Consider the following 23,153-nt stretch of genomic DNA (forward strand, 5'->3'; position numbering starts at 1 on the left):
GGGGGTTCAGCGCGCGGGGCGCACCGCGTTCTTGGGGCGCCAGCCCTTGATGACCTCGTCGTTGGTTTCGAGGTAGGGGCCGCCGATGAGGTCGATGCAATAAGGCACGGCCGCGAAGATGCCGTTGACCTTCACCGAGCCGTCGGCGTTCTTCGCGCCTTCGAGCGTTTCGGCGATGGCCTTGGGCTGGCCGGGGAGGTTGATGATGAGGCTGTTGTCGCGGATCACCGCGACCTGGCGCGACAGGATGGCCGTGGGCACGAAGGCCAGGCTGATCTGGCGCATCTGCTCGCCGAAGCCGGGCATTTCCTTGTGCGCCACGGCCAGGGTGGCCTCGGGCGTCACATCGCGTCGGGCGGGGCCGGTGCCGCCGGTGGTGAGCACCAGGGCGCAGCCCGCGTCCACGAGCTCGATCAGCGTGGCGCTGATGCGGTCCTGCTCGTCGGGAATCAGCCGCGGCTCGAAGGTGATGGGGTTCTTGAGCGCGCGCGTGAGCCAGTCCTGCAGCGCGGGCAGGCCCTTGTCTTCGTACACGCCGCTGCTGGCGCGGTCGCTGATGGACACGATGCCGATGCGCACCGGGTCGTGGGGGTGGGAGGTGGCTGTGGTCATGACGGGTCGGCGGTGGGTTCGCTGTCGCCGCTGTCGCGGGCCAGCGCGGCCTTCACGAGTTGGAAGATGTCGCGGTAGGCGCGGCCGTGGCGCTGCGCCTCGCCGGGCTTGTCGGGGCTGGCCTGCGCGTCCTTGCGGGCCTGGCGGATCAGCGTGCGCAGGTGCTGCACGTCGGCCCCGGTGTCGAGCGCCAGCCACTCGGTGAGCGCGCCGTCGTCGGCGATCAGGCGGTCGCGCCACTGTTCGGCCAGGTGCAGCTGCAGCGTGGCGGCGGCCGAGGGCTTGCGCTGCTCCTCGATCGCGGCCTCGATCGCGGCGATGCTTTCCTCGGGCAGCTTGCGCATGAGCTTGCCCACGTACTGGCTCTGGCGGCGGCGGCCCTCGAAGTTGGTGATGCGGCGCAGTTCGTCGAGCGCGTCGAGCAGGGCATCGCTCAGTTCGAGCCGCGCGAGCAGGTCGCCGCGCAGCGTGAGCAGCTGTTCGCCCAGGTCCTGCAGCTTGTCGCTGAGCTTCTTGAGGTCGGTGCGGCTCAGGCCGTCGGTGCCCTTGGCTTCGCGCTTGAGCTCCTGGTCGAGCTCGCTGCCCTCGGCCACGAACTGGCCGCGAACGAAATAGCCTCGGGTGGGTTTGCGCGCCATGGGAGGGGGAGGGGTGGATGGGCTTCTGCGCAGGGCGCAGCGCCGCGGAAAACGGGCCCGTATCATAGCGGCCGCCATGTCCAAGACCGCCTCGAACACCCCGCTCCCCGGTTTCCACCACAGCCGCCACCAGTTCGAGGAACTGGTCGACCTCGCGCTCTCGCACGCGAAGCGCCTGGGCGCCTCCGACGCCGCCGCCGAAGCCTCCGAAGGCTCGGGCCTGAGTGTGTCGGTGCGCAAAGGCGAGCTCGAGAACGTCGAGCGCAACCGCGACAAATCGCTCGGCGTCACCGTGTACCTGGGCCAGCGCCGCGGCAACGCGAGCACGTCCGACTTCTCGCCCGCCGCGGTTCGCCAGACGGTGCAGGCCGCCTACGACATTGCGCGCTTCACCGCCGAAGACCCGGTGGCCGGCCTGCCCGACCCGCAGGACGTGGCCAACGAGTACCCCGACCTCGACCTCTTCCACCCCTGGGATCTGAGCGCCGAGCGCGCGGCCGAGATCGCGCTGGCCTGCGAGGCCGCGGCCTTCGCCACCAGCAAGAAGATCAGCAACAGCGAAGGCGCGGGGGTGTCGGCCCAGCAATCGCACTTCTTTGTGGCCCACATGCGCGGCGGCGAACGCGGCAAGCCCGGCATCTTCAGCGGCGGCTACGCGAGCTCGCGCCACAGCCTGTCGGTGGCGCCGATCGCGGGCAAGGGCGACGCCATGCAGCGCGACTACTGGTACAGCTCCATGCGGGCCGAGCGCGATCTCGCCTCGCCCGAGGCCGTGGGCCGTTACGCGGCCGAGCGCGCGCTCTCGCGCCTGGGCTCGCGCAAGATCAAGACCACCGAATGCCCGGTGCTGTTCGAGTCGCCGCTGGCCGCGGGCCTGCTCGGCGCCTACGTGCAGGCCACCAGCGGGGGCGCCCTCTACCGCAAGACCAGCTTCCTCGCCGACAGCCTGGGCAAGGCCGCCATGGCCGACCACCTCGACATCGTCGAGCAGCCGCACCTGCGCGGCGGCAAGGGCAGCGCGCCCTTCGACGACGAAGGCGTGCGCACGGCCGAGCGCGCCGTGGTGCAGGGCGGCGTGGTGCAGGGCTATTTCCTGTCGACCTACTCGGCGCGCAAGCTTGGCATGCGCACCACGGGCAACGCGGGCGGCTCGCACAACCTCACGCTCACCAGCCGGCGCACGCGCGCGGGCGACGACCTCGACGCCATGCTGAAAAAACTCGGCCGCGGCCTGTTCGTCACCGAGCTCATGGGCCAGGGGGTCAACCCGGTCACGGGCGACTACTCGCGCGGCGCCGCGGGCTACTGGGTCGAGAACGGCGTGATCGCCTACCCGGTGCAGGAGATCACCATCGCCGGCAACATGAAAGACATGCTCATGGGCATCGAGGCCGTGGGCGCGGACGCGTACAACTACGGCGCGAAGACGGTCGGCTCGGTGCTGGTCAACCGCATGAAGGTCGCCGGGAGCTGACTTCGTGTTGCGGCCCGAGGCCCTGGCGCTGCTGGCCGCCGCCTGCTGGGCCGTGGCGGCCCTGTTTTCGGCGCCCGCGGCGCAGCGCCTCGGGGCCTTCGCCTTCAGCCGCTGGCGCATGCTGTTCGCAGCGCTGCTGCTCTGGGGCATCGCGCTCGCCAGCGGCGGCTGGCACAGCCTCAACGCCCCGGCCCTGGGCCTGCTCGCGGTCTCGGGCGTGATCGGCATCTTCATCGGCGACACCGCGCTGTTCGCCTGCATGAACCGCTTGGGGCCGCGCCGCTCGGGCGTGCTGTTCGCCACCCACGCGCTGTTCTCGGCCGTGCTGGCGTGGCTGTTCCTCGGTGAAACGCTCTGGGGCTGGGCGCTCGTGGGCGCGAGCCTGCTGGTGGGCGGCGTGATGCTGGCCATCCTGCGCGGCCGCCGCGAAGACGAATCGCACGCCTGGGAGCAGACGCGCGGCACGCTCGCGGTGGGGGTGGCGCTGGGCCTGCTGGCGGCGCTGTGCCAGTCGGTGGCCACGCTCATGCTCAAGCCGCTCATGGCCTCGGGCATCGACGCCATCGCCGGCTCGGCTATGCGCATGAGCACGGCCTTCGCGGCGCACGCGCTGCTGTGGGCCAGCGGCTGGCGCATGGCCCGCGCGCGCGAGCCGCTGCGCTGGCGCGAAGCGGCCCAGGTGTTCGGCAGCGCGGTGATCGCCATGGCCGTGGGCATGACGCTGATCCTGCAGGCCATGAAGCTCGGGCAGGCCGGCGTGGTGGCCATCCTGTCGTCGGTGACGCCGATCGTGGTGCTGCCGCTGCTGTGGCTGGTGTACCGGCGCCGCCCGGCCTGGGGCGCCTGGGCCGGCGCGGTGCTCGCGGTGGCGGGCACGGCGCTGATCCTGGGCCGCTGAGCGGCCCGGCGCGGCCTCAGCGCTTGCGCTGCACGAACAGGTTGCGGCGCGCGTCCTCGGGGTAGGCGAAGGTCACCGCGCCCTGGTGCACCTTGCCCATCACCAGCATGTTGTCGGTCACGGCGTCCTTGTCGTCGGCCGTGAACGGGTGGTCGTAGGTGGCGACCACGCCGTAGTAGGTGCGCTGCAGGTTCTCGAGCGAGGCCTTGAGCGCGGGCCCCGTGAAGCGGCCGCCGGGCACGCCGAACATCGCGTAGAGCAGCAGGTAGGTGGTGTCGTAGGCCTGGGCCGCGGCCATGGGCACGGTGAGCCGGGTCTTGAAGGCGCGCGCGTAGTTGGCCAGGAAGGCCGCGCGGCGCTCGTTGCTGGGCTCGGCGATGAAGGTCTGGGCCATCAGCGCGCCTTCGGCGGCCTGCGCGGCGCCGTCGATGAAGAAGGGGAACGACAGCGGCCAGCCGCCGACCAGGGGCACGTCCCAGCCGAGCGCGCGCCGGTCGTTGGCGATCGTGGCGTTCTCGGGGCCCACGGTGTAGCTGAAGATGACGTTGGCGCCCGCGGCGCGGGCCGCCTGCAGCTCGGCCTTGAGGTCTTTCACGCCGATCGCAAAGCGCGCCACGTGCGCAGGCGCCAGGCCGTGTGCGGCCAGGGCCTTCTGCACGTCGACCAGCCCGGCCTCGCCGTAGCCGCTGGTGTCGGCGAACACCGCCACGCGCTTCCAGCCGCGCTGCACGATGTCGTTGACCACGAAAGGCGCCTGGATCGCGTCGCGCGCCGAGGTGCGGAAGACGTAGCTTTCGGCCGCCGGCACCTGGGCCGTGAGCGGCGTGCCCGTGGCGCAGGGCACCAGCAGGGGGGAGCGGGCCTGCTGGAACACCGGCAGGGCCTTGAGCGCCACGCCGGTGTTGCAAAAGCCGATGGTGGCCACCACGCCGGCCTGCACCAGCGCCTGTGCGCCCTGCAGGCCGGTGTCGGGGTCGGCGCGGTCGTCCTTGACCAGCGTTTCGATGGGGCGGCCCAGGTAGCCGCCCACGCGGTTGATTTCCTCGACGGCCAGGCGAACGCCGTTGAGCATGGGCGTGCCGAAGTCCGACGACGGGCCGCTGAACGGGCCGATCACGCCGATCCTGATGGGCGGGCCGGCGGATTGGGCGGCGGCGGCCAGGCTCAGGCCGGCGATGCCGGCGATCAGGGCGGCCCGCACGGCGCGCGCCATGCGGCGCGTCGGCTGTGCAGGGAGGTGGGTGGGCATGGGCATGGGGGCTCCTCGGTCCGGGCGCAGAAAGCGTCGGAGTGGAACGCCCGTGCGCACGGGCGCGATGCCGCGCCGATGGCAGTCATCGAAACCGCACCCGGAGGCTGCGAACTGATGCCGAAGCAGTAGGGCTGTGGGGGGGCGGTCAGCGCGGCGCGCTGCAGCGCGCCTCGTAACGCTGCTCGAACAGCGCCAGGTCGCGCAGTTCGCCTTCCGTCATGCCGGTGCGCGCCCGACGCTGCCGGATCGCGCCGCGCATCTCCGCGCACTGGCTCATGAGCTTCTCGTGGTCGGCGGCGGCCAGCTGCTTGTCGGCATTCGCCTGGCGCTTCGCATCCTGCTGCTCGCGTCGCTTGGCCTGTTGTTCCGCACGCAGCTGCGAACGGGCCTCGGCCTGTTCCTGGGCGCACTCCGCCTGGTAGTTGCGCAGCAGCTCGCTCTGCGTGCGGTGGTCGACGCCGCGCGCCGGCGCGGTGCGGATGCCCTCGCGCATGGAGGCGCAGCGCGGGCTCATGTAGGTCAGCTCTTCATCGGCGCGCGCCACGGGCACGGGCACCGAAGGGCGTGGGGCGGGTGCCTGCGGACCGTAGTAGATCAGCCCCGGCGGCCGGCTCGCTGGGCAGGGCGAGTACGACAGATAGCGTTGGCCCGAGGCATTCAGGCAGTTGTAGGTGACCTGGGCCGCGGCCGGGGCCGGCGCACCCACCAGCCCGCAGAACACGGCCGTCAACCACGAAGCGCCCATGAGCGCCGATCCGAAGCGCATACCCCACCCCCTGTAGATGGGCGCGATGGTAGCAATGGCCTAAGCCATTTGGCCTCGGGTGTTGCGTCAACCCGCCAATGCAGACTTGACGGCCGCCGACACCTGGCCCATGTCCGCCTTGCCGGCCAGGCGGGCCTTGGCCGCCCCCATGACCTTGCCCATGTCGCCGGGACCGCTGGCGCCGAGCTCGGCCACGATGGCCTTCACCTCGGCGGCCACGGCCTCGGCCGACAGCCGCTCGGGCAGATAGGCCTGCAGCACGGCCATTTCGGCGGCTTCCTTGGCGGCCAGGTCGGCGCGGCCGCCCTGCTCGAAGGCGGCGATCGAGTCCTTGCGCTGCTTGACCATCTTGTCGATCACGCCCACCACGGCGGCGTCGTCGAGCTCGATGCGCTCATCGACCTCTTTCTGCTTGATCGCGGCCGTGAGCAGGCGGATGGTGGCCAGGCGCTCGGTTTCCTTGGCGCGCATGGCGTTCTTCATGTCGTCGGTGATGCGGGCTTTGAGGCTCATGGGAGGTCTCCGGCGGGGAGGGGCAGAAGGAAGGGGCGAGGAAAACGGGCGGCAAAGAAAAAGCCCGCGCAAGCGTCCTTGGGCGGGCTTTGCGGCGGCCGGTGGGGCCGTCGGCGTTCAGTACAGCTTCTTGGGCAGCTGCATCGAGCGCACACGCTTGAAGTGGCGCTTGACGGCGGCGGCCTTCTTGCGCTTGCGCTCGGCGGTGGGCTTTTCGTAGAACTCGCGGGCGCGGAGGTCGGTCAGCAGGCCGAGTTTTTCAATGGTGCGCTTGAAGCGACGCAGAGCCACGTCGAACGGCTCGTTGTCCTTGACACGGATGGTGGTCATGTATCGGTCGATTCCTGAATGTGCGGCCAGAGGAAGACGGGTAGATCAGGCCCGGGCTTCTTGATCGCGGTGTGTCCCGTCAAAAACTAGTATTGGCCGACGGGAGTTTGCCAGCAAAGCCCGCGATTATAGCCATTTCGGGGCGGTTGGCTACCCGTCAGAGCGCCTGGGCGCAGGCGTGGGCCGAGGCCCAGGCCCACTGGAAGTTGTAGCCGCCGAGCCAGCCGGTCACGTCCACCACCTCGCCGATGAAGTGCAGGCCGGGCTGGCGCGATTCCAGCGTCTGCTGCGACAGCTCGCGGGTGTCCACGCCGCCGCGCATCACCTCGGCCTTGCGCCAGCCTTCGGTGCCGGTGGGCACCAGCGACCAGCGGTGCAGGCCGTCGGCCAGGCGCGCCAGGGCCTTGTCGGCGGTTTCCATGGCCGGGCGCTGCCAGTCGGGGTCGCGCGCGGTCCAGGTGGCGGCCAGGCGTGCGGGCACCCAGGCCGCGAGTTCGTTGGCCAGCAGCTTGCGCGAACGGCGCTTGGCCTCGGCCAGGGCGTCGGCCAGCGCCGCGCCCGGGGCCAGGTCCACCTGCAGCGGCGTGCCGCCGTGCCAGTAGCTCGAGATCTGCAGCACCGCGGGGCCCGAGAGGCCGCGGTGGGTGAACAGCAGGTCTTCGTCGAAGGCCATGCGGTGCTTCTTGTCGCCGGTCTCGATGCGCACCGGCAGCGCCAGCCCCGCGAGCTCGGCGAACGGGGCCCACTGGCCGGCGTCGAAGGTGAGCGGCACCAGCGCGGGGCGGGGCTCGACCACCTTGAGGCCGAACTGCGCGGCGATGCGCAGGCCGAAATCGCTGGCGCCGATCTGCGGCACGGGCAGGCCGCCGGTGGCGATCACCACGCGCGGCGCGCGCACGGTGCCGCGATCGGTGTCGAGCTCGTAGCCGCCGTCGCCGCCCTGGCGCAGCGCCTGCACCGCGCAGGGCTGCCAGCGGGTCACGCCGCCGGCCTCGCATTCGCGCAGCAGCATCTGGATCAGGTCGTCGGCCGAGCGGTCGCAGAACAGCTGGCCCTTGTGCTTCTCGTGCCAGGCGATGCGGTGGCGGTCGACGAGGGCGATGAAATCGGCCGGGGTGTAGCGCGACAGCGCCGAGCGGCAGAAGTGCGGGTTCTCGCCCACGAAGTGCTTTTGCGGCGCGCGCGGATCGAGGTCGCGGTTGGTGAAGTTGGCGCGGCCGCCGCCCGAGATGCGGATCTTCTCGGCCACCTTGGCGCTGTGGTCGATCAGCAGCACGCGCCGGCCGCGCTGGCCCGCGATGCCGGCACAAAACAGGCCGGCGGCGCCGGCGCCCACGATGACGGCATCAAAACTTTGCACGGCGCGCAGTGTAGCGAGCGCGCCGGGGGCGTTCAGGTAGCGCGGCTGCGGTCGGCCAGCACGGCCGCCTTGCGCGTGAGCGCGTCGATCTCGCCCGTGATGTCCGACAGCACGTTGGCCACCACCGCGAACTCGCGCCCGTGCGTGCCGGCCCGCGCGGCCACGACCTGGGCGTTGAAGCTCACCACCTTGGCCTCCTTGGCCACGTTTTGGATATCGCCCACGATGCCGGTGAGCTCCTTCATCATCGCGTCGCCGCGCGCGCGGGCCACCTCGTCGAAGGCGGTGGTGGCGGTGTTCAGGGCTTCGAGGATGCGGTCGGTGTGGGCCACGAGCTCGGCCAGGGTGTCGGCCATGCGCGCGCTGCCGCTCTCGATCTGGCGCAGCGCGGTCTGCATCAGGCCCATGAAGGCCTGCACCACCGGGCCCACGCCCTGCGGGCCTTCGTAGGTGTCGCGGATCTTGCGCGCGCCCGCGGGCTCGAGCTGCGCCCCGGTGTTCTGCAGGTGCTGCTGGCTCTCGCTGAACATGGCCAGGCTGCGCTGCGCCGCGGCCAGGCGCTCGGCGTCGCCCTGGGCCGCGAGCACGGTCTGCAGGATCATGCGCTGCGACAGCATGCGCTGGCGCGCGGCCAGGTTCACGAGCGACAGGCCCTGGATGTGGGCCGGCGTGTGGCGGGGTGCGGTGACGGGGCTCGGGGCGGTGAGGGTGCTCATGGGCGCGGGGTTGGTGCATGGCGGGCCGGTGCGGCCCCTGCCCACCCGCGCTAGCAATCAACGCGCCATGCCGGCGCCAGTGCCGCGTTCAGACCGCGTTCAGGCCGCGTGGGCCAGGCCGGGCAGGCCCTGTGGCGCGCTGCCGCTCAGCACCTGCAGGCCCTGCAGCACGTCGCCCACCACGATCACGGCCGGGCTGCCCAGGCCTTCGCGCGCGATGCAGCCGCTCAGGTCACCCAGGGTGCTCAGGCAATGGCGCTGCTGCGGCAGCGTGGCGTGCTGGATCACGGCCAGCGGCGTGTCGGCCGGCAGGCCTTCGAGCAGGCCTTGCTCGATCTGCGCGGCGCCGCTCACGCCCATGTAGATCACGAGCGTGAGCTTGGCGCGGTGCGCGCTGGCCGCGAGCGCGGGCCAGTCGGTGCCGGCGTCGCCGGGCTTGGCATGGCCGGTGACGAAGACCACGCCGTGCGCGTGGTCGCGGTGCGTGAGCGGCACGCCCAGTGTGCTCAGGCCCGCCAGGCCCGCGGTGATGCCGTTGACCACCTGCACCGCGATGCCCTCGGCGCGCAGGTGTTCCACCTCTTCGCCGCCGCGGCCGAAGATGAAGGGGTCGCCGCCTTTCACACGCACCACCACCTCGCCTTCGCGCGCGGCCATGACCATGAGCTTGTCGATGAAGGCCTGTGGCGTGCTCTTGCAGCCGCCGCGCTTGCCCACGTGCACCACGCGCGCGGCCGGGTTCGCGTGCGCGAGCACGGCGTCGTTCACGAGGTCGTCGACCAGCAGCACCGTGGCCGCGCCGATGGCGCGCACCGCCTTGAGCGTGAGCAGCTCCGGGTCGCCGGGGCCGGCGCCCACGAGCGTGACGGTGCCGGGGCGGAAATCAGGCAGCGAGGTGTTCATGGCGGGGCACCGGGGTTCGGAGTTCGTCGAGGATGGTCTGCGCCTGGCGCGCGAGCGGCGCGGGCAGGGGCTGGCGGCCGTCGAGCACGGCGCGGGTGTAGGCGGCGGTGGCCGCGGCATCGGGGCCGGGCAGATCGGGCAACTGGGTGAGCGGGCCGTCCTGGGCGGGCACGCGCTCGATGCGCTGGCCGTCGCGGAAGGCCTCGATGCGCGGCTGGCGGCGCGCATCGGCCACCGCTTCGCCTTCGGTGCCGCGCAGCAGCAGCGCGTGCGCGCCGGTGAGCGCAAAGGTGTCGGCCATGCTCACCGCGTACTCGGGGTGGGTGTAGCTGCCCACGATGAGCGCGGGGCCGGCCACCGGGTTCATGAGCTTGACCAGGCTGTGGCCCGGGTTGCGCAGGCCCACCACGCGGCGCACGTCGAGCAGGCGCTTGAGGCCGGGCAGCAGCGCCTCGGTGGGCACGAAGGCGCATTCGCCCGCGGCGATGGCCGCCACGCGCGCGGCGGGCGCGGTGCCGAGCGCGCCGAACACCGCCTCGGCAGTGACGCGCTTGTCTTCGGTGGCCGTGCCGTGCACCAGCACGGCCGCGCCCTGGCGCGCCAGCCACAGCGCCAGCAGCGGCGTGAGCAGGGGCAACTTGCGCGCGCCGTTGTAGCTGGGCAGCACCACGATGGGCGCGGGGTTGGCGGGCACGCGCTGCAGCCGCGCGTGGGTGGCGTCGAGAAAGCCCGCCATCTCCTCGGGCGTTTCGCCCTTGATGCGCATGGCCAGGCAGAAGGCGCCGAGTTCGAGCTCGCTCACCGCGCCGTCGAGCACCTGGCCCATCAGGTCGGCTGCCTGCGCGCGCGTGAGGGCGCGTGCGCCGTCCTTGCCGCGGCCGATCTCCTTGATGTAGCTGCTGATGCCCATGGTCGGCGGATTGTCCGGCAAGCTTGATGACTTGTTGTTATATGCAAACGCGCGCCCGCGGCCGCCTCAGGCCGGCACCGGCGCGGCCTCGCGCAGCAGGCGGCGCAGCTCGGGCACGCAGGAGCCGCACTGGGTGCCGCAGCGCAACGCGCCCTGCAACTGCGCCAGCCGCTGCTCCTCGCTGCCCTCGCAGCGCGCGAGGCATTCGCGGATGGCGGTGTCGCTCACGTTGAGGCAGGTGCACACCTGTTTGCCGCGCGGGGCTTCGTCCACCGGCGCGCGCGCACCGGGCATGAAGAGGCGCCGGGCGTAGGCCTCGGCAGGCAGGCCGTCCTGCAACAAGGGCTTGAGCCAGGCTTGCGCGCGCGTGTCGCCCGCGAGCAGCAGGGCGTCGAGCCGCGCGGCCTGGCCGGGCGTGCGTTGCAGGCGCGCGGCGCGGCGCTGGCCCTGGCGGCGGTCGGCGTAGCGCTGGGTGTCGGGCGTGTCCAGCCCCATCAGGGCCTCGAGGCGGTCGAGCAGGGCGGGATCGGGCGGCTCGTGCACCGCGGCGCGAAACAGCACGCCGGTGCGCTCGCGGCCGAAGGGCACGCAGCTGGCGAACGGGAAGTCGGCCATGAGCGCGCGCAGTTCGCGCTGCACCGCGAGCGCGTGCCCGTCGGGCAACCAGGCCAGGGCCAGCAGCGACCAGGGCAGCTCGGCCTTGAGCACCTGCACCGCCGCGTGCTTGAGTTCGGGCTGTTTGGAGCCCGGGCAGAAGGCGGAGGTGGTGAGCGCGTTCACGCCGGCCAGCGGCTCGCCGCTGCTGCTGCGTCCGCTCAGGACCTCGCCGCCCCAGTGCATGGCGATGAAGGCCTGCGCGGGCGCGATCTGTTCGCTGGCCTGCGCGGGCAGCACGATGCTGCCGCGCTTGCTGGTCACGTGCACCAGCTCGCCGTCGGCGAGCGCCAGGCGCGCCATGTCCTGCGGGTGCAGTTGCACCGCGGGTTCGGCCACGTGGCCGAACAAGCGGCCCAGCGTGCCGGTGCGGCTCATGCCGTGCCACTGGTCGCGCAGGCGGCCGGTGGTGAGCGCGAACGGGAAACGCGATTCGCGCGGCTCGGCGGGCGGGCGGTAGGGCAGGGCCGCGAAGCGGGCCCGGCCATCGGGCGTGGGGAAGCGGCCGTCTTCGTAGAGCCGCGCGCGCCCTGTGGCTTCGCCCTCGGGCAGGGGCCATTGTTGCGGGCCTTGTTGCTCGAGCAGCGCGTAGCTCAGGCCGCTGATGTCCAGGTCGCGCCCGCGCGTGCTGGCGCGGTGTTCGAGCCAGACCGCCTCGGGCGTGGTGTAGGGGAACAGCGCGTTGCCGGGTCGCAGGCGGTTCGCGAAGTCGACCGCGATGCGCCAGTCGTGCCGCGCCTCGCCCGGCGCGGGCACGGCCGCGCGCACGCGGCTGATGCGGCGCTCGCTGTTGGTGACCGTGCCTTCTTTCTCGCCCCAGGTGGTGGCGGGCAGCAGCAGGTCGGCGAAGTCGCAGGTGGCGGGCGTGGCAAAGGCTTCCTGCACCACCACGAATTCCGCGCGTTGCAGCGCGCGGCGCACGGTGCGTTGGTCGGGCATGGACTGCGCGGGGTTGGTGCAGGCGATCCACAGCGCCTTCACGGCGCCGTCGGCCGCGGCCTCGAACAGCTCCACCGCGGTGAGGCCGGGTTTCCCGGGCACCGAGGGCAGGCCCCAGAGCGCGGCCACCTCGGCGCGGTGCTGCGGGTTGGCGAGGTCGCGGTGGGCCGAGAGCAGGTTGGCCAGGCCGCCCACCTCGCGCCCGCCCATGGCGTTGGGCTGGCCCGTGAGGCTGAACGGCCCCGCGCCGGGTTTGCCGATCTGGCCCGTGGCCAGGTGCAGGTTGATCAGGCTGGCGTTCTTGGCGGTGCCGCTGCTGCTCTGGTTCAGGCCCTGGCAGTACAGGCTGAGCGTGGCGGCGCGCTTCCCCGGATCACCGCTGGCGCCGTGCGCGAACCAGCGCGCGGCGGTCACGAGGTCTTCGGGCTTGAGGCCGCAGACCTGCGCGACACGGTCGGGCGTGTGCTCGCGCACCAGGGCCTCGAGCGCATCGAAGCCCGTGGTGTGGCGTTCGATGTAGCCGGCGTCGGTCCAGCCTTCCCGCAGCATGATGTGCAGCAGGCCGTGGAACAGCATCACGTCGGTGCCGGGCTGCAGCGGCAGGTAGAGGTCGGCGAGGTCGGCGGTGTCGGTGCGGCGCGGGTCGGCCACGATCAGCTTCATGCCCGGGCGCGCGCGGCGCGCGTCTTCGATGCGGCGGAACAGCACCGGGTGGGCCCAGGCCGCGTTGCTGCCCACGATGAACAGGCAGTCGGCGTGGTTCACGTCGTCGTAGCAGGCGGGCGGCGCGTCGGCGCCCAGCGTGAGCTTGTAGCCGGCCACCGCGCTGCTCATGCACAGGCGCGAGTTGGTGTCGATGTTGTTGGTGCCGATCAGGCCCTTGGCGAGCTTGTTGAAGACGTAGTAGTCCTCGGTGAGCAGCTGGCCGCTCACGTAGAAGCCCACGGCGTCGGGGCCGTGCGCGGCGATGCTGTCGCCGAAGCGCTGCGCCGCGAGGCCGAGCGCGCTGTCCCAATCGGTGCGTTCGGGCGCGGCACCGCGCGTGGCGCGGCGCATGGGGTGCAGCAGGCGGGTCTGCTGCTGCACCAGCGGCGCGGCCGTGAGGTGCAGCGTCTGGCCCTTGCTGCACAGGCGGCCGAAGTTCGCGGGGTGCTCGGGGTCGCCGCGCACGCCGGTGATGCGCGCGCCCTCGGCTTCGATGACCACCCCGCAGCCCACGCCGCAGTAGGGGCAGGTGGAGCGGGTCTCGGTCATGCCGCGACGCGCCGCGTCTGCGGGCCGGCCAGCGGGCGCGTGAGGTCGGTGGCCAGGCTGGCGAGTTCGTGCGCGTCCAGGTGCACCACGCCGTCGACCACCTGCACCGCGAAGCGCGGCGTGCAGCCTTCGTCGGGCGCCTGCGCGCAGCCGCTGTCGAGGCCGATGGTCCAGTTGTGCAGCGGGCAGGCGACGCGGTTGTCGAACACGATGCCCTGGCTCAGCGGGCCGCCCTTGTGCGGGCAGCGGTCGAGCAGCGCGAACACGCCGCCGTCGGCGTTGCGGAACACCGCCACGTCCAGACCCGCGGGGCGGCGCACGGTGCGCGCGCCCAGCACGGGGATGTCGTCGACGCGGCAGACCGGCGTCCAGGCTCGATGGGCAGCGCTCATGCCGGGCTCCTTTCCAGGGCAGCAGGCTGGATGGGGATGAACTGGCGCGTGTCGAGCGCGGCCTTCTGGTGTTCGAACCAGGGGTCGGGCTCGCCGTCGAGCGCGGCCTGCAACTGCGCCCACAAGGCCTTGCGGCCCTCGGCGTCGTCGACGATGCGCCGCTTCACGTGGTCCAGGCCCACGCGCGCCACGTAGTGCACCGTGCGCTCCAGGTACCAGCCTTCAAGGCGGTAGAGCTGCATGAAGGCGCCGGTGTATTCGAGCACCTCTTCGGCGGTCTTGAGCTTCACGAGGAACTCGGCCACCTCGGTCTTGATGCCGCCATTGCCCGCGATGTACATCTCCCAGCCCGAGTCCACGCCGATGATGCCCACGTCCTTGATGCCGGCCTCGGCGCAGTTGCGCGGGCAGCCGCTCACCGCGAACTTCACCTTGTGCGGCGCGTACATGCGCCACATCGCGCGCTCCAGGTCTTTGCCCATCTGCGTGCTGTCCTGCGTGCCCATGCGGCACCACTCGCTGCCCACGCAGGTCTTCACCGTGCGCAGGGCCTTGGCGTAGGCGTGGCCGCTGGGCATGGCCAGGTCGTTCCACACCGCCTGCAGGTCTTCCTTCTTCACGCCCAGCAGGTCGATGCGCTGGCCACCCGTGACCTTGACGGTGGGGATGCGGTACTTGTCGACCACGTCGGCGATGCGGCGCAGCTCGGCCGCGGTGGTCTCGCCGCCCCACATGCGCGGGATCACGCTGTAGGTGCCGTCCTTCTGGATGTTGGCGTGGCTGCGCTCGTTGATGAAGCGGCTCTGCGGGTCGTCCTTCGCCTCTTTGGGCCAGGTGCTGATGAGGTAGTAGTTGACCGCGGGGCGGCAGGTGGCGCAGCCGTTGGGCGTGCGCCAGCCCAGGCCCGCGAACACCTCGGCGGTGCTCAGGTAGTGGCGCTCGCGGATGGCGTCGCGCACCGCCTGGTGACCGTGCTCGGTGCAGCCGCAGACGGGCTTGAGCTTGGGCGTGGCCGAGTAGTCACCGCCCGCGGTGAACATCAGGATCTGTTCCACCAGGCCGGTGCACGAGCCGCACGAGGCGCTGGCCTTGGTGTGCTTGCGCACCTCGTCGAGCGTGAACAGGCCTTTGTCCTTGATGGCCTTGCAGATGCTGCCCTTGCTCACGCCGTTGCAGCCGCAGACCTCGGCCTCGTCGGGCATGGCGGCGGCCTTGTTGTGGCCTTCGTGGCCGGTGTCGCCGATGTTGGATTCGCCGAACATCAGCCGGTCGCGGATGTCGGCCACGCTGCGGCCTTCGCGCAGCAGCTTGAAGTACCAGCTGCCGTCCACGGTGTCGCCGTAGAGGCAGGCGCCCACGAGCTTGTCATCGCGGATCACGAGCTTCTTGTAGACCCCGCCCGCGGGATCGCTCATCACGATCTCTTCGGTGTGCTCGCCGCCCATGAAGTCGCCGGCCGAAAATAGGTCGATGCCCGTGACCTTGAGCTTGGTCGAGGTGAGCGAGCCGCTGTAGCGGCCGATGCCGAATTCGGCCAGGTGCGTGGCCAGCACCTTGCCCTGCTCGAACAGCGGCGCCACCAGGCCGTACGCGATGCCGCGGTGGGACGCGCATTCGCCCACGGCATAGATGCGCGGATCGGTCACCGTCTGCAGCGTGTCGCTGACCACGATGCCGCGGTTCACGTGCAGCTTCATGGCTTCGGCGAGCGCGGTGTTGGGGCGGATGCCCACGGCCATCACCACGAGGTCGGCGGGCACTTCGGTGCCGTCCTGGAAGCGCACGGACGTCACCCGCCCATGCTCGCCGCCGACCAGTTCCTTGGTCTGCGCGCCCACGAGAAAGCGCATGCCGCGCGCCTCGAGCGAGCGCTGCAGCAGCCGGCCCGCCACGTCGTCGAGCTGGCGCTCCATGAGCCAGGGCGCCACGTGCACCACGCTCACCTGCATGCCGCGCTTCATGAGGCCGTTGGCCGCTTCCAGGCCCAGCAGGCCGCCGCCGATGACCACCGCGTGGGTGTACCGGGCCGCGGCGTCGATCATGGCCTGCGTGTCGGCGATGTCGCGGTAGGCCAGCACACCCTGCAGGTCCTTGCCCGGGATGGGCAGCATGAAGGGCGTGGAGCCCGTGGCCATGATGAGCCGGTCGTAGGGCGCGCTCACGGTCTCGCCCGCGGCGTTGGTGGCGTGCACCGTGCGCTTCACGCGGTCCACCGTGTGCACCGTGAAGCCCGCGTGCAGCGCGATGCCGTGGTCGGTGTACCAGGCCCAGTCGTTGAGCACGATCTCCTCGAGCGTCTGTTCGCCCGCGAGCACCGGCGACAGCAGGATGCGGTTGTAGTTGGGGTGCGGCTCGGCGCCGAACACCGTGATGTCGTAGAGGTCGGGGGCGATCTTGAGCAGCTCTTCGAGCGTGCGCACCCCGGCCATGCCGTTGCCGATCATCACGAGCTTCATCTTCTGCGGGGGCTTGACGCGCATGTCCATGGCAGTCTCCTCAGGCCGCTTTTTCCACGTGCGCCTGGCGCGTGTACAGGAAGTCGATCACCGCCTTGCGGCATTGCTGGTAGCGCGGGTCGTCGGCCAGGGCCACGCGGCTGCGCGGGCGCGGCAGGTCCACGCGCAGCACCTCGCCGATGGTGGCGGCGGGGCCGTTGGTCATCATCACGATGCGGTCGGACAGCAGCACGGCCTCGTCCACGTCGTGCGTCACCATCACCACCGTGGCCTGGGTGGTGGCCACGATGTCGAGCAGCTCGTCCTGCAGCTTGGCGCGCGTGAGCGCGTCGAGCGCGCCGAAGGGCTCGTCCATGAGCAGCACCTTGGGCTCCATGGACAGCGCGCGCGCGATGCCCACGCGCTGCTTCATGCCGCCCGAGATCTCGCCGGGCCGCTTCTGCGCCGCGTGCGACAGGCCCACCAGGGCCAGCGCGGCGTCGGTGCGGGCCTTGAGCTGGGCGCGCTTCTCGTGGCCGCCGAACACCCGCTCGACGGCCAGGTACACGTTTTCGAAGCAGGTGAGCCAGGGCAGCAGCGAGTGGTTCTGGAACACCACCGCGCGCTCGGGGCCGGGGCCGGCGATCTCGCGGTTGGCGCACAGCAGCGTGCCGGCCGTGGGCGTGGTGAGGCCCGCGATGAGGTTGAGCAGCGTGGACTTGCCGCAGCCCGAGTGGCCGATGAGCGCCACGAACTCGCCCATGCCCACCGTGAGGTTCACGTCGCGCAGCGCGGGGAACAGGCCCTTGGCGGTCTTGAACGTCTGCGCGACGCCCTGGATCTCGATGTACTTGCCGGGATCGCTGCTCATGATTTCACGTCCTCGTAGGTGAAGGCGGTGGCCAGCCTGATGAGCGCGAACTCCAGCAACAGGCCCACGAGGCCGATGGTGAAGATCGCGATGATGATGTGGGCGACGTTGAGGTTGTTCCACTCGTCCCACACCCAGAAGCCGATGCCCACGCCGCCGGTGAGCATCTCGGCCGCCACGATCACCAGCCAGGCGGTGCCGACGGCCAGGCGCACGCCGGTGAGCATGTAGGGCAGCACGGCCGGCAGCAGGATCTTCGTGACGATCTTCCACTCGCTCAGGTTGAGCACGCGCGCCACGTTCATGTAGTCCTGCGGAACGCGCTGCACGCCCACCGCGGTGTTGATGATCATGGGCCAGATGGAGCAGATGAAGATGGTCCAGATGGCGGCCGGGTTGGCGCCCTTGAACACCAGCAGGCCGATGGGCAGCCAGGCCAGCGGCGAGACCGGGCGCAGCAGGCTGATGAGGGGATTGAACATGCGCGAGAGGAAGTTGAAGCGGCCGATGGCGAAGCCCACCGGGATGCCCACCAGCGCGGCCATGCCGAAGCCCATGCCCACGCGCTGGAGCGAGGACAGCACGTTCCAGCCGATGCCCTGGTCGTTCGGGCCGTTGGCGTAGAACGGGTCGCTGAACAGCTTGACCGCCGCGTCCCAGGTGAGGGCGGGCGAGGGGATGCCGCTGTTGGCGGTCTTGGCGATGACTTCCCAGAGCAGCACGAGCAGGCCCAGGCCGAGCACGGGCGGGATCACGCGCAGCCAGAGGCCGCGCCAGTCGAAGGGCAGGCGCTGGGGCGCAGGGGCCGGCGCTGCGGCGGCCGCGGGCTGGACCGCCGGCTTGCGCGGCGCGGCCGCGGGCTCGGCCGTGAGCGCGCTGGCGGCGGCGTTGGGGGCATGGAAGACGGCGCTGACCATGTCGTGCTCCTCAGGCCGCCTGGACCTTGAAGCCCTCGGCGTAGGCCTTGGGGTTCTTGCCGTCCCACACCACGCCGTCGATGAGCTTGCTGCTGCGCATCACGTCCTTGGGCACGTTCACCTTGGCGGCGGCCGCGCCCTGCCTGTAGAGGTCGATCTTGTTGATCTGCTGCGCGACCGCGAGGTAGTCGGGGTGGTCCTTGATGAGGCGCCAGCGCTTGTGCTGCGTGAGGAACCACATGCCGTCGGACAGGTAGGGCATGTTCACGTAGCCGTCGTTGAAGAACTTCATGTGGTTGGGGTCGTCCCAGGTCTTGCCCAGGCCGTTCTGGTAGCGGCCCAGGATGCGCTGGTTGATCACGTCCACGCTGGTGTTCACGTAGGCCCTGTCGGCCACGGTCTCGGCCATCTTGAGCTTGTTCTGCAGGCCGGCGTCGATCCACTTGCTGGCCTCGAGAATGGCCGCGATCACCGCGCGGCAGGTGTTGGGGTACTTCTGCGCGAACTCGGCCGAAGTGCCCAGCGCCTTCTCGGGGTGGTCCTTCCAGATGTCCTGCGTGGTGGCGGCCGTGATGCCGATGCCGTCGGCGATGGCGCGGTGGCCCCAGGGCTCGCCCACGCAGTAGCCGTCCATGTTGCCCACGCGCATGTTGGCCACCATCTGCGGCGGCGGCACGGTGATGACCTTGGTGTCCTTGAGCGGCTGCACGCCCACCGAGGCCAGCCAGTAGTAGAGCCACATGGCGTGGGTGCCGGTGGGGAAGGTCTGCGCGAAGGTGTATTCGCGCTTGTCGCTGGCCATGAGCTTGGCCAGGCTGGCCGCGTCCACCGCGCCCTTGTCGGCCACCTTCTTCGACAGCGTGATGGCCTGGCCGTTGTGGTTGAGGTTCATGAGCACCGCCATGTCCTTCTTGGGGCCGGCCGTGCCCAGGTGCACGCCGTAGATCAGGCCCCAGAGCACGTGCGCCATGTCGAGCTCGCCGTTGACCAGCTTGTCGCGCACGCCGGGCCAGCTCGCCTCTTTGGTGGGGATGATCTTCACGCCGTACTTCTGGTCGATGCCGAGCACCGAGGCCATGACCACGCTCGCGCAGTCGGTCAGCGGGATGAAGCCGATCTTCACTTCCTTTTTCTCGGGCGCGTCCGAGCCCGCGGCCCACACGGGCAGGTGGCCGAGGCCGGCGAACAGCGCGGCGCCCGCGGCGCCTCGCTGGATCAGCTGGCGCCGGGTCGGGGCAGCGGCTTCGGTGGGGGCGGGGATCGTGGGCTTCTGGTGCGCGGCGGTCATGGTCCAGCTCCGGTGATGAAGAAATCGAAGGTCCCAAAGCACAACGGCGCCCATTTCCAGGCCCGCGCAAAGCGCGGGCGGAAATGGACGCCGTTGTCCTGTGTCCGGGAAGACGTGCCGGGTGCCGACCGCCGTTGGCCGGTCCCCGATGCAGCCCTTTCATGCAGGGACCGTGCCAGGCCCCGGCGCCGCTGCAAGTGCTTGATTTGCCGTGGCACGCCCCCGCGCGCGGTGCGCTGTTGGTGCGCCGGCCCCGGCTTTGTGCACCGCAGCAGTGCGCTCAGCGCGGCGGCAGCACCGCGGCCATGGCAAGCAGGGCCTCGGCCACGTCGACGATGCGCCGGTTCTGGTTCATGGCCATCTGCCGCAGCGTCTTGTGCGCCTCGGCCTCGCTGAGCTGGCGGTGCGCCATCAGCAGGCCCTTGGCGCGTTCGATCAGTCGGCGCTCGTTGAGGCTGGCGCGCGCGGCCTCGAGCTCGTCGCCCATGGCCTGCAGGCGGCGCGCCTGGTCGTGCACGAGTTCGAGCACCGAGCGCTCGATGGGCAGGCCGAAGCCCTGCGCCGCGCCCGGCGGCGCACTGGCGGGCGCGTGCGCGGGCGCGAGGTAGAACACCAGCGGATCGGGCGTGGCCTGTTCCGCGAAGGCGCCGAAGCGTTCGAGCTCGGCCTGGGCGTGTTCGATCTTGTGCTCGCAGGTGCCGCGCAGATCGGCCGTGAGGCGGTCCTCCACGGTCTTCATGGCGTCCATGCGCGCGCTGCAGACGTCGAACCAGGTCTGGCTGCGCTCGGGCTGCAGCGGCGCGCCGTGCGCGGCGGTGCAGACCACGCGGCGCAGGCGCTCGAGCTCGGCCAGGGTGTTGCTCGCGTGGGGCGCGCTCAACAGGGCGCGCGTTTCGGGGGGCGCGAAGGCGTCGAACACCTCGAGGCAGCGCTCCTGCGACTCGATCAGGTGCAGCAGCCGCTGCTGCTCGCTCGCATCGGCCTGGCCGCGCGCGAACAGCGCCGCGCCCGCGGCGCGTTCCTGGCCCGCGAACTCCTTGCCCTGCATCAGGTTGAACAGCGCCACGAGCTGGCGCGAGACCTCGGGGTCGGTGGCGCTGTCGGCCGCTTCGAACACCACGGCCAGCAGCGCAGCGATCAGGCGAACGTAGGCCTCGGTGGCGCGCGCGGTGTCCCAGCCGCCTTCGCAGAGCTGGCGGCGCAGCGGCTCCAGGCCGTCCAGACCCTGCAGCACGCAGGCGATGCGGCTGAACAGGCGCGCGCCGTGGCCGGCCTGGGCGGCGCCGGCGTCGAGCCGCTCGAACTGGGCGCGCCACTCGGCCTCGACCTGGCGCGAGGCCACGAGCTGCTCCAGCCGCGCCTCGGCGAAGCGCTTGCCCTGCGAGCCCAGGTAGAGGTTGGTGAGCCCGCGCTCGCGCTGCAGGCCATGAACCAGGCGCGCGGTCACGTCCACCAGGTGGGCGGTGAACGCCAGGCGCTGCAGGCCGTCGATCTCGCAGCGCTTGGCGGCCAGCAGGAAGTCGAGGCTGGTTTTCATGGGGGCGGACCAGCAACAAGCGTGCCGCACGTAAACTCGCGCCCCTCATGCGCATCCTCGGCATCGAATCTTCCTGCGACGAAACCGGCGTGGCCCTGGTGGACGCCAGCGGCAGCGGCGTGCCGCGCCTGCTCGGCCACGCGCTGCACAGCCAGATCGAGATGCACCAGGCCTACGGCGGCGTGGTGCCCGAGCTCGCGAGCCGCGACCACATCCGCCGCGTGCTGCCGCTGACCGACGCGGTGCTGGCCCAGGCCGGCCTGGGGCTGGACGCCATCGACGCCATCGCCTGCACGCGCGGCCCGGGCCTGGCCGGCGCGCTGCTGGTGGGCACGGGCGTGGCGCACGCGCTGGGCGTGGCGCTGGGCCGGCCGGTGCACGGCGTGCACCACCTCGAAGGGCATTTGCTGTCGCCCTTCCTGAGCGCCGATCCGCCGAGCTTTCCCTTCGTGGCGCTGCTGGTGTCGGGCGGCCACACCCAGCTCATGCGGGTGGACGGCGTGGGGCGCTACGCCCTGCTCGGCGAGACCATCGACGACGCGGCCGGCGAGGCCTTCGACAAATCGGCCAAGCTGCTCGGCCTCGGTTACCCGGGCGGGCCCGCGCTGTCGCGCCTGGCCGAGCACGGCGACCCGGCGGCCTACAAGTTTCCGCGCCCGCTGCTGCACAGCGGCGACCTCGACTTTTCCTTCGCCGGCCTCAAGACCGCGGTGCTCACCCAGGTGAAACGGCTGGCGCGCGCCGCGCCCGAAGGCCCGGCCACGAGCCACCTGGCCGACCCGCTCACGCCGCAGGAAAAGGCCGACGTGGCCGCGGGCGCACAGGCCGCGATCGTGGACGTGCTGGTGAAGAAATCGCTCGCGGCCCTGCAGGCCACCGGCCTGCGCCGCCTGGTGGTGGCCGGCGGCGTGGGCGCGAACGCACGGCTGCGCGAGCAACTGGACGCGCAGGCCGCGCGCCAGGGCCTGCGCGTGCACTACCCCGAGCTTGCGCTGTGCACCGACAACGGCGCCATGATCGCGCTGGCCGCCGGGCTGCGCGCCCAGGCCGGCCTGCTCGACGGGGCCGAGGCCACCGGGCGCTTCGACGTCGCCCCGCGCTGGCCGCTGGCGCTAGTAGAGTAGCGCGCTGTCGCGCAAGCGACAGTGCACGGGCCGGCCCCGCCGGCCCGCAGTTTCACCACGGAGTTGAACCCCATGAACCCGATCTCCCGCCGCCGCGGCCTGGCCGCGATGGCCGCTGCCTGTCTGTGTCTGCCCGCCGCGCCCCTGGCCCTGGCCCAAGCCGCGCCCGCCGCCCCGCGGGGCGAGCCGATCCGCATCGCCATGATCGAAACCCTGTCGGGCCCGTTCGCCAACACCGGCGAAGCGGTGTTCCGCAACCTGGTCTGGGCCACCGAGCGCGTGAACGCGCGCGGCGGCGTGAAGCTGCCCGGCGGCGCGCGCCCGCTGGTGATCGAGCGCTTCGACAGCAAGGGCCAGACCGAAGAGGCGCTGTCGTCGCTGCGCCTGTCGGTGGACCGCGGCATCGCCATCGTGGCGCAGGGCAATTCCTCGTCGGCCGCCGCGGCCATCATCGAGGCCATCAACAAGCACAACGAGCGCGAGCCGCAGCGCCGCCAGGTCTTTCTCAACTACTCGGCCGTCGATCCGGTGCTCACCAACGAGAAGTGCAGCTTCTGGCACTTCCGCTTCGACGCCCACGCCGACATGCGCATGACCGCGCTCATGGGCGTGCTGCGCGAGGACAAGGACTTGAAGCGCGTCTACCTGATCGGCCAGGACTACAGCTTCGGCCAGTCGGTGCTGCGCGAGGCGCGGCGCCAGCTCGGCGCGCAGCGGCCCGACGTGCAGATCGTGGGCGACGAGCTGCACCCGATGGCGCGCATCAAGGATTTCCTGCCCTACGCCAACAAGATCAAGGCCAGCGGCGCGCAGGCGGTGCTCACGGGCAACTGGGGCAACGACCTGACGCTGCTGGTGAAGGCCGCGCGTGAGGTCGGCTTCGACGGCCGCTTCTACACCTTCTACGGCAACGCGCTGGGCGCGCCCGCGGCCATCGGCGACGCGGGCATCGGCAAGGTGGTGGCCGTGGCCGACTGGTTCCCCAACACGCCCACGCCCGAGAGCGAAGCCTTCTACCGCCGCTTCCGCGAGCGCTTCCCCAAGCCCGAGGACGACTACGTGCACATGCGCCAGCAGCTCATGATCGAGGCGCTCGCGCAGGCCATCGAACGCGCGGGCAAGGTCGAGGCCGGCGCCATCGCCGCGGCGCTGGAACACGCCGACGTGGGCCTGGCCGGCCAGCGCGGCCGCATGCGCGAGGGCGATCACCAGTTCCAGCAGAACCTGGCCGTGGCCGTCATGGACCGCCAGGGCGCGCCCGGTGTGAAGTTCGACGTCGAAGGCTCGGGCTATGGTTTCCGCGTGATCCGCAACCTCACGCCGCAGCAGGCCGAGATGCCCCACACCTGTACCATGCAACGCCCTTGAAC

The 23,153-nt window shown here is 71.4% G+C and carries 21 protein-coding genes; 4 read left to right on the forward strand and 17 right to left on the reverse strand.

Annotated elements, in window-relative coordinates:
- Window positions 1–6: 6 nt before the first annotated feature.
- Entirely contained in the window at window positions 7–612 is a 606-nt protein-coding gene (gene mog, locus G9Q37_RS03015) for a molybdopterin adenylyltransferase (protein ID WP_166224372.1), read from the reverse strand.
- A complete protein-coding gene (gene yjgA, locus G9Q37_RS03020) occupies window positions 609–1,250 on the reverse strand; it encodes a ribosome biogenesis factor YjgA (protein WP_166224375.1) in 642 nt (213 codons plus the stop codon). The genes mog and yjgA overlap by 4 nt, the downstream gene beginning before the upstream one ends.
- A gap of 76 nt (window positions 1,251–1,326) precedes the next feature.
- Here yjgA and pmbA point away from each other — a divergent pair, with 76 nt between their 5' ends.
- Window positions 1,327–2,724, forward strand: a complete 1,398-nt coding sequence (gene pmbA, locus G9Q37_RS03025; RefSeq protein ID WP_166224378.1) for a metalloprotease PmbA — start codon at window positions 1,327–1,329, stop codon at window positions 2,722–2,724.
- A gap of 4 nt (window positions 2,725–2,728) precedes the next feature.
- The gene (locus tag G9Q37_RS03030; RefSeq protein WP_205710715.1) at window positions 2,729–3,622 is read left to right on the forward strand and encodes a DMT family transporter; all 894 of its coding nucleotides are present in this window, start codon (window positions 2,729–2,731) and stop codon (window positions 3,620–3,622) included.
- Between the two features lie 16 nt (window positions 3,623–3,638).
- Here G9Q37_RS03030 and G9Q37_RS03035 read toward each other — a convergent pair whose 3' ends face one another.
- The 15 genes from G9Q37_RS03035 to G9Q37_RS03105 form a co-directional block, all read right to left on the reverse strand.
- Window positions 3,639–4,871, reverse strand: a complete 1,233-nt coding sequence (locus tag G9Q37_RS03035) for an ABC transporter substrate-binding protein (protein WP_166230903.1) — start codon at window positions 4,869–4,871, stop codon at window positions 3,639–3,641.
- Window positions 4,872–5,019: 148 nt separating this feature from the next.
- Complete coding sequence (locus G9Q37_RS03040) at window positions 5,020–5,640, reverse strand: hypothetical protein (RefSeq protein WP_166224381.1); 621 nt, start codon at window positions 5,638–5,640, stop codon at window positions 5,020–5,022.
- Between the two features lie 66 nt (window positions 5,641–5,706).
- Window positions 5,707–6,153, reverse strand: a complete 447-nt coding sequence (locus tag G9Q37_RS03045; RefSeq protein ID WP_166224384.1) for a GatB/YqeY domain-containing protein — start codon at window positions 6,151–6,153, stop codon at window positions 5,707–5,709.
- A 117-nt stretch (window positions 6,154–6,270) separates the two neighbouring features.
- Complete coding sequence (rpsU, locus tag G9Q37_RS03050; protein ID WP_009520186.1) at window positions 6,271–6,483, reverse strand: 30S ribosomal protein S21; 213 nt, start codon at window positions 6,481–6,483, stop codon at window positions 6,271–6,273.
- Window positions 6,484–6,640: 157 nt separating this feature from the next.
- Window positions 6,641–7,843, reverse strand: a complete 1,203-nt coding sequence (locus G9Q37_RS03055) for a BaiN/RdsA family NAD(P)/FAD-dependent oxidoreductase (protein WP_166224387.1) — start codon at window positions 7,841–7,843, stop codon at window positions 6,641–6,643.
- A 32-nt stretch (window positions 7,844–7,875) separates the two neighbouring features.
- Window positions 7,876–8,559, reverse strand: coding sequence for a methyl-accepting chemotaxis protein (locus tag G9Q37_RS03060; protein ID WP_166224390.1), 684 nt, complete (start codon window positions 8,557–8,559; stop codon window positions 7,876–7,878).
- Window positions 8,560–8,658: 99 nt separating this feature from the next.
- Window positions 8,659–9,462, reverse strand: a complete 804-nt coding sequence (gene cobA / locus G9Q37_RS03065) for a uroporphyrinogen-III C-methyltransferase (protein WP_166224393.1) — start codon at window positions 9,460–9,462, stop codon at window positions 8,659–8,661.
- Complete coding sequence (gene ybiB / locus G9Q37_RS03070; protein ID WP_166224396.1) at window positions 9,443–10,372, reverse strand: DNA-binding protein YbiB; 930 nt, start codon at window positions 10,370–10,372, stop codon at window positions 9,443–9,445. Before ybiB ends, cobA begins: the two co-directional genes overlap by 20 nt.
- Window positions 10,373–10,438: 66 nt before the next feature.
- A complete protein-coding gene (locus G9Q37_RS03075; protein WP_166224399.1) occupies window positions 10,439–13,219 on the reverse strand; it encodes a nitrate reductase in 2,781 nt (926 codons plus the stop codon).
- Window positions 13,216–13,611, reverse strand: a complete 396-nt coding sequence (gene nirD / locus G9Q37_RS03080) for a nitrite reductase small subunit NirD (RefSeq protein WP_166224402.1) — start codon at window positions 13,609–13,611, stop codon at window positions 13,216–13,218. The genes G9Q37_RS03075 and nirD overlap by 4 nt, the downstream gene beginning before the upstream one ends.
- Window positions 13,608–16,097, reverse strand: a complete 2,490-nt coding sequence (nirB, locus tag G9Q37_RS03085) for a nitrite reductase large subunit NirB (protein WP_166224406.1) — start codon at window positions 16,095–16,097, stop codon at window positions 13,608–13,610. The genes nirD and nirB overlap by 4 nt, the downstream gene beginning before the upstream one ends.
- 10 nt (window positions 16,098–16,107) lie before the next feature.
- A complete protein-coding gene (locus tag G9Q37_RS03090) occupies window positions 16,108–16,917 on the reverse strand; it encodes an ABC transporter ATP-binding protein (protein WP_166224409.1) in 810 nt (269 codons plus the stop codon).
- Window positions 16,914–17,834, reverse strand: a complete 921-nt coding sequence (ntrB, locus tag G9Q37_RS03095; RefSeq protein WP_166224412.1) for a nitrate ABC transporter permease — start codon at window positions 17,832–17,834, stop codon at window positions 16,914–16,916. The genes G9Q37_RS03090 and ntrB overlap by 4 nt, the downstream gene beginning before the upstream one ends.
- A 10-nt stretch (window positions 17,835–17,844) precedes the next feature.
- On the reverse strand, window positions 17,845–19,122 hold the full coding sequence (locus tag G9Q37_RS03100; RefSeq protein WP_166224415.1) for a CmpA/NrtA family ABC transporter substrate-binding protein: 1,278 nt from the start codon (window positions 19,120–19,122) through the stop codon (window positions 17,845–17,847).
- Between the two features lie 280 nt (window positions 19,123–19,402).
- Window positions 19,403–20,659 carry a nitrate regulatory protein gene (locus G9Q37_RS03105; RefSeq protein WP_166224418.1) on the reverse strand — a complete coding sequence of 419 codons (1,257 nt, stop codon included), beginning with the start codon at window positions 20,657–20,659 and terminating at the stop codon, window positions 19,403–19,405.
- A gap of 47 nt (window positions 20,660–20,706) precedes the next feature.
- Here G9Q37_RS03105 and tsaD point away from each other — a divergent pair, with 47 nt between their 5' ends.
- Both tsaD and G9Q37_RS03115 read left to right on the forward strand, forming a co-directional pair.
- On the forward strand, window positions 20,707–21,783 hold the full coding sequence (gene tsaD, locus G9Q37_RS03110; protein ID WP_166224421.1) for a tRNA (adenosine(37)-N6)-threonylcarbamoyltransferase complex transferase subunit TsaD: 1,077 nt from the start codon (window positions 20,707–20,709) through the stop codon (window positions 21,781–21,783).
- Between the two features lie 72 nt (window positions 21,784–21,855).
- Window positions 21,856–23,151 carry a branched-chain amino acid ABC transporter substrate-binding protein gene (locus G9Q37_RS03115; RefSeq protein WP_166224424.1) on the forward strand — a complete coding sequence of 432 codons (1,296 nt, stop codon included), beginning with the start codon at window positions 21,856–21,858 and terminating at the stop codon, window positions 23,149–23,151.
- The last annotated feature ends 2 nt before the right edge of the window (window positions 23,152–23,153 follow it).

It is taken from the genome of Hydrogenophaga crocea (genome assembly GCF_011388215.1).
Taxonomy (GTDB): Bacteria; Pseudomonadota; Gammaproteobacteria; order Burkholderiales; family Burkholderiaceae_C; genus Hydrogenophaga; species Hydrogenophaga crocea.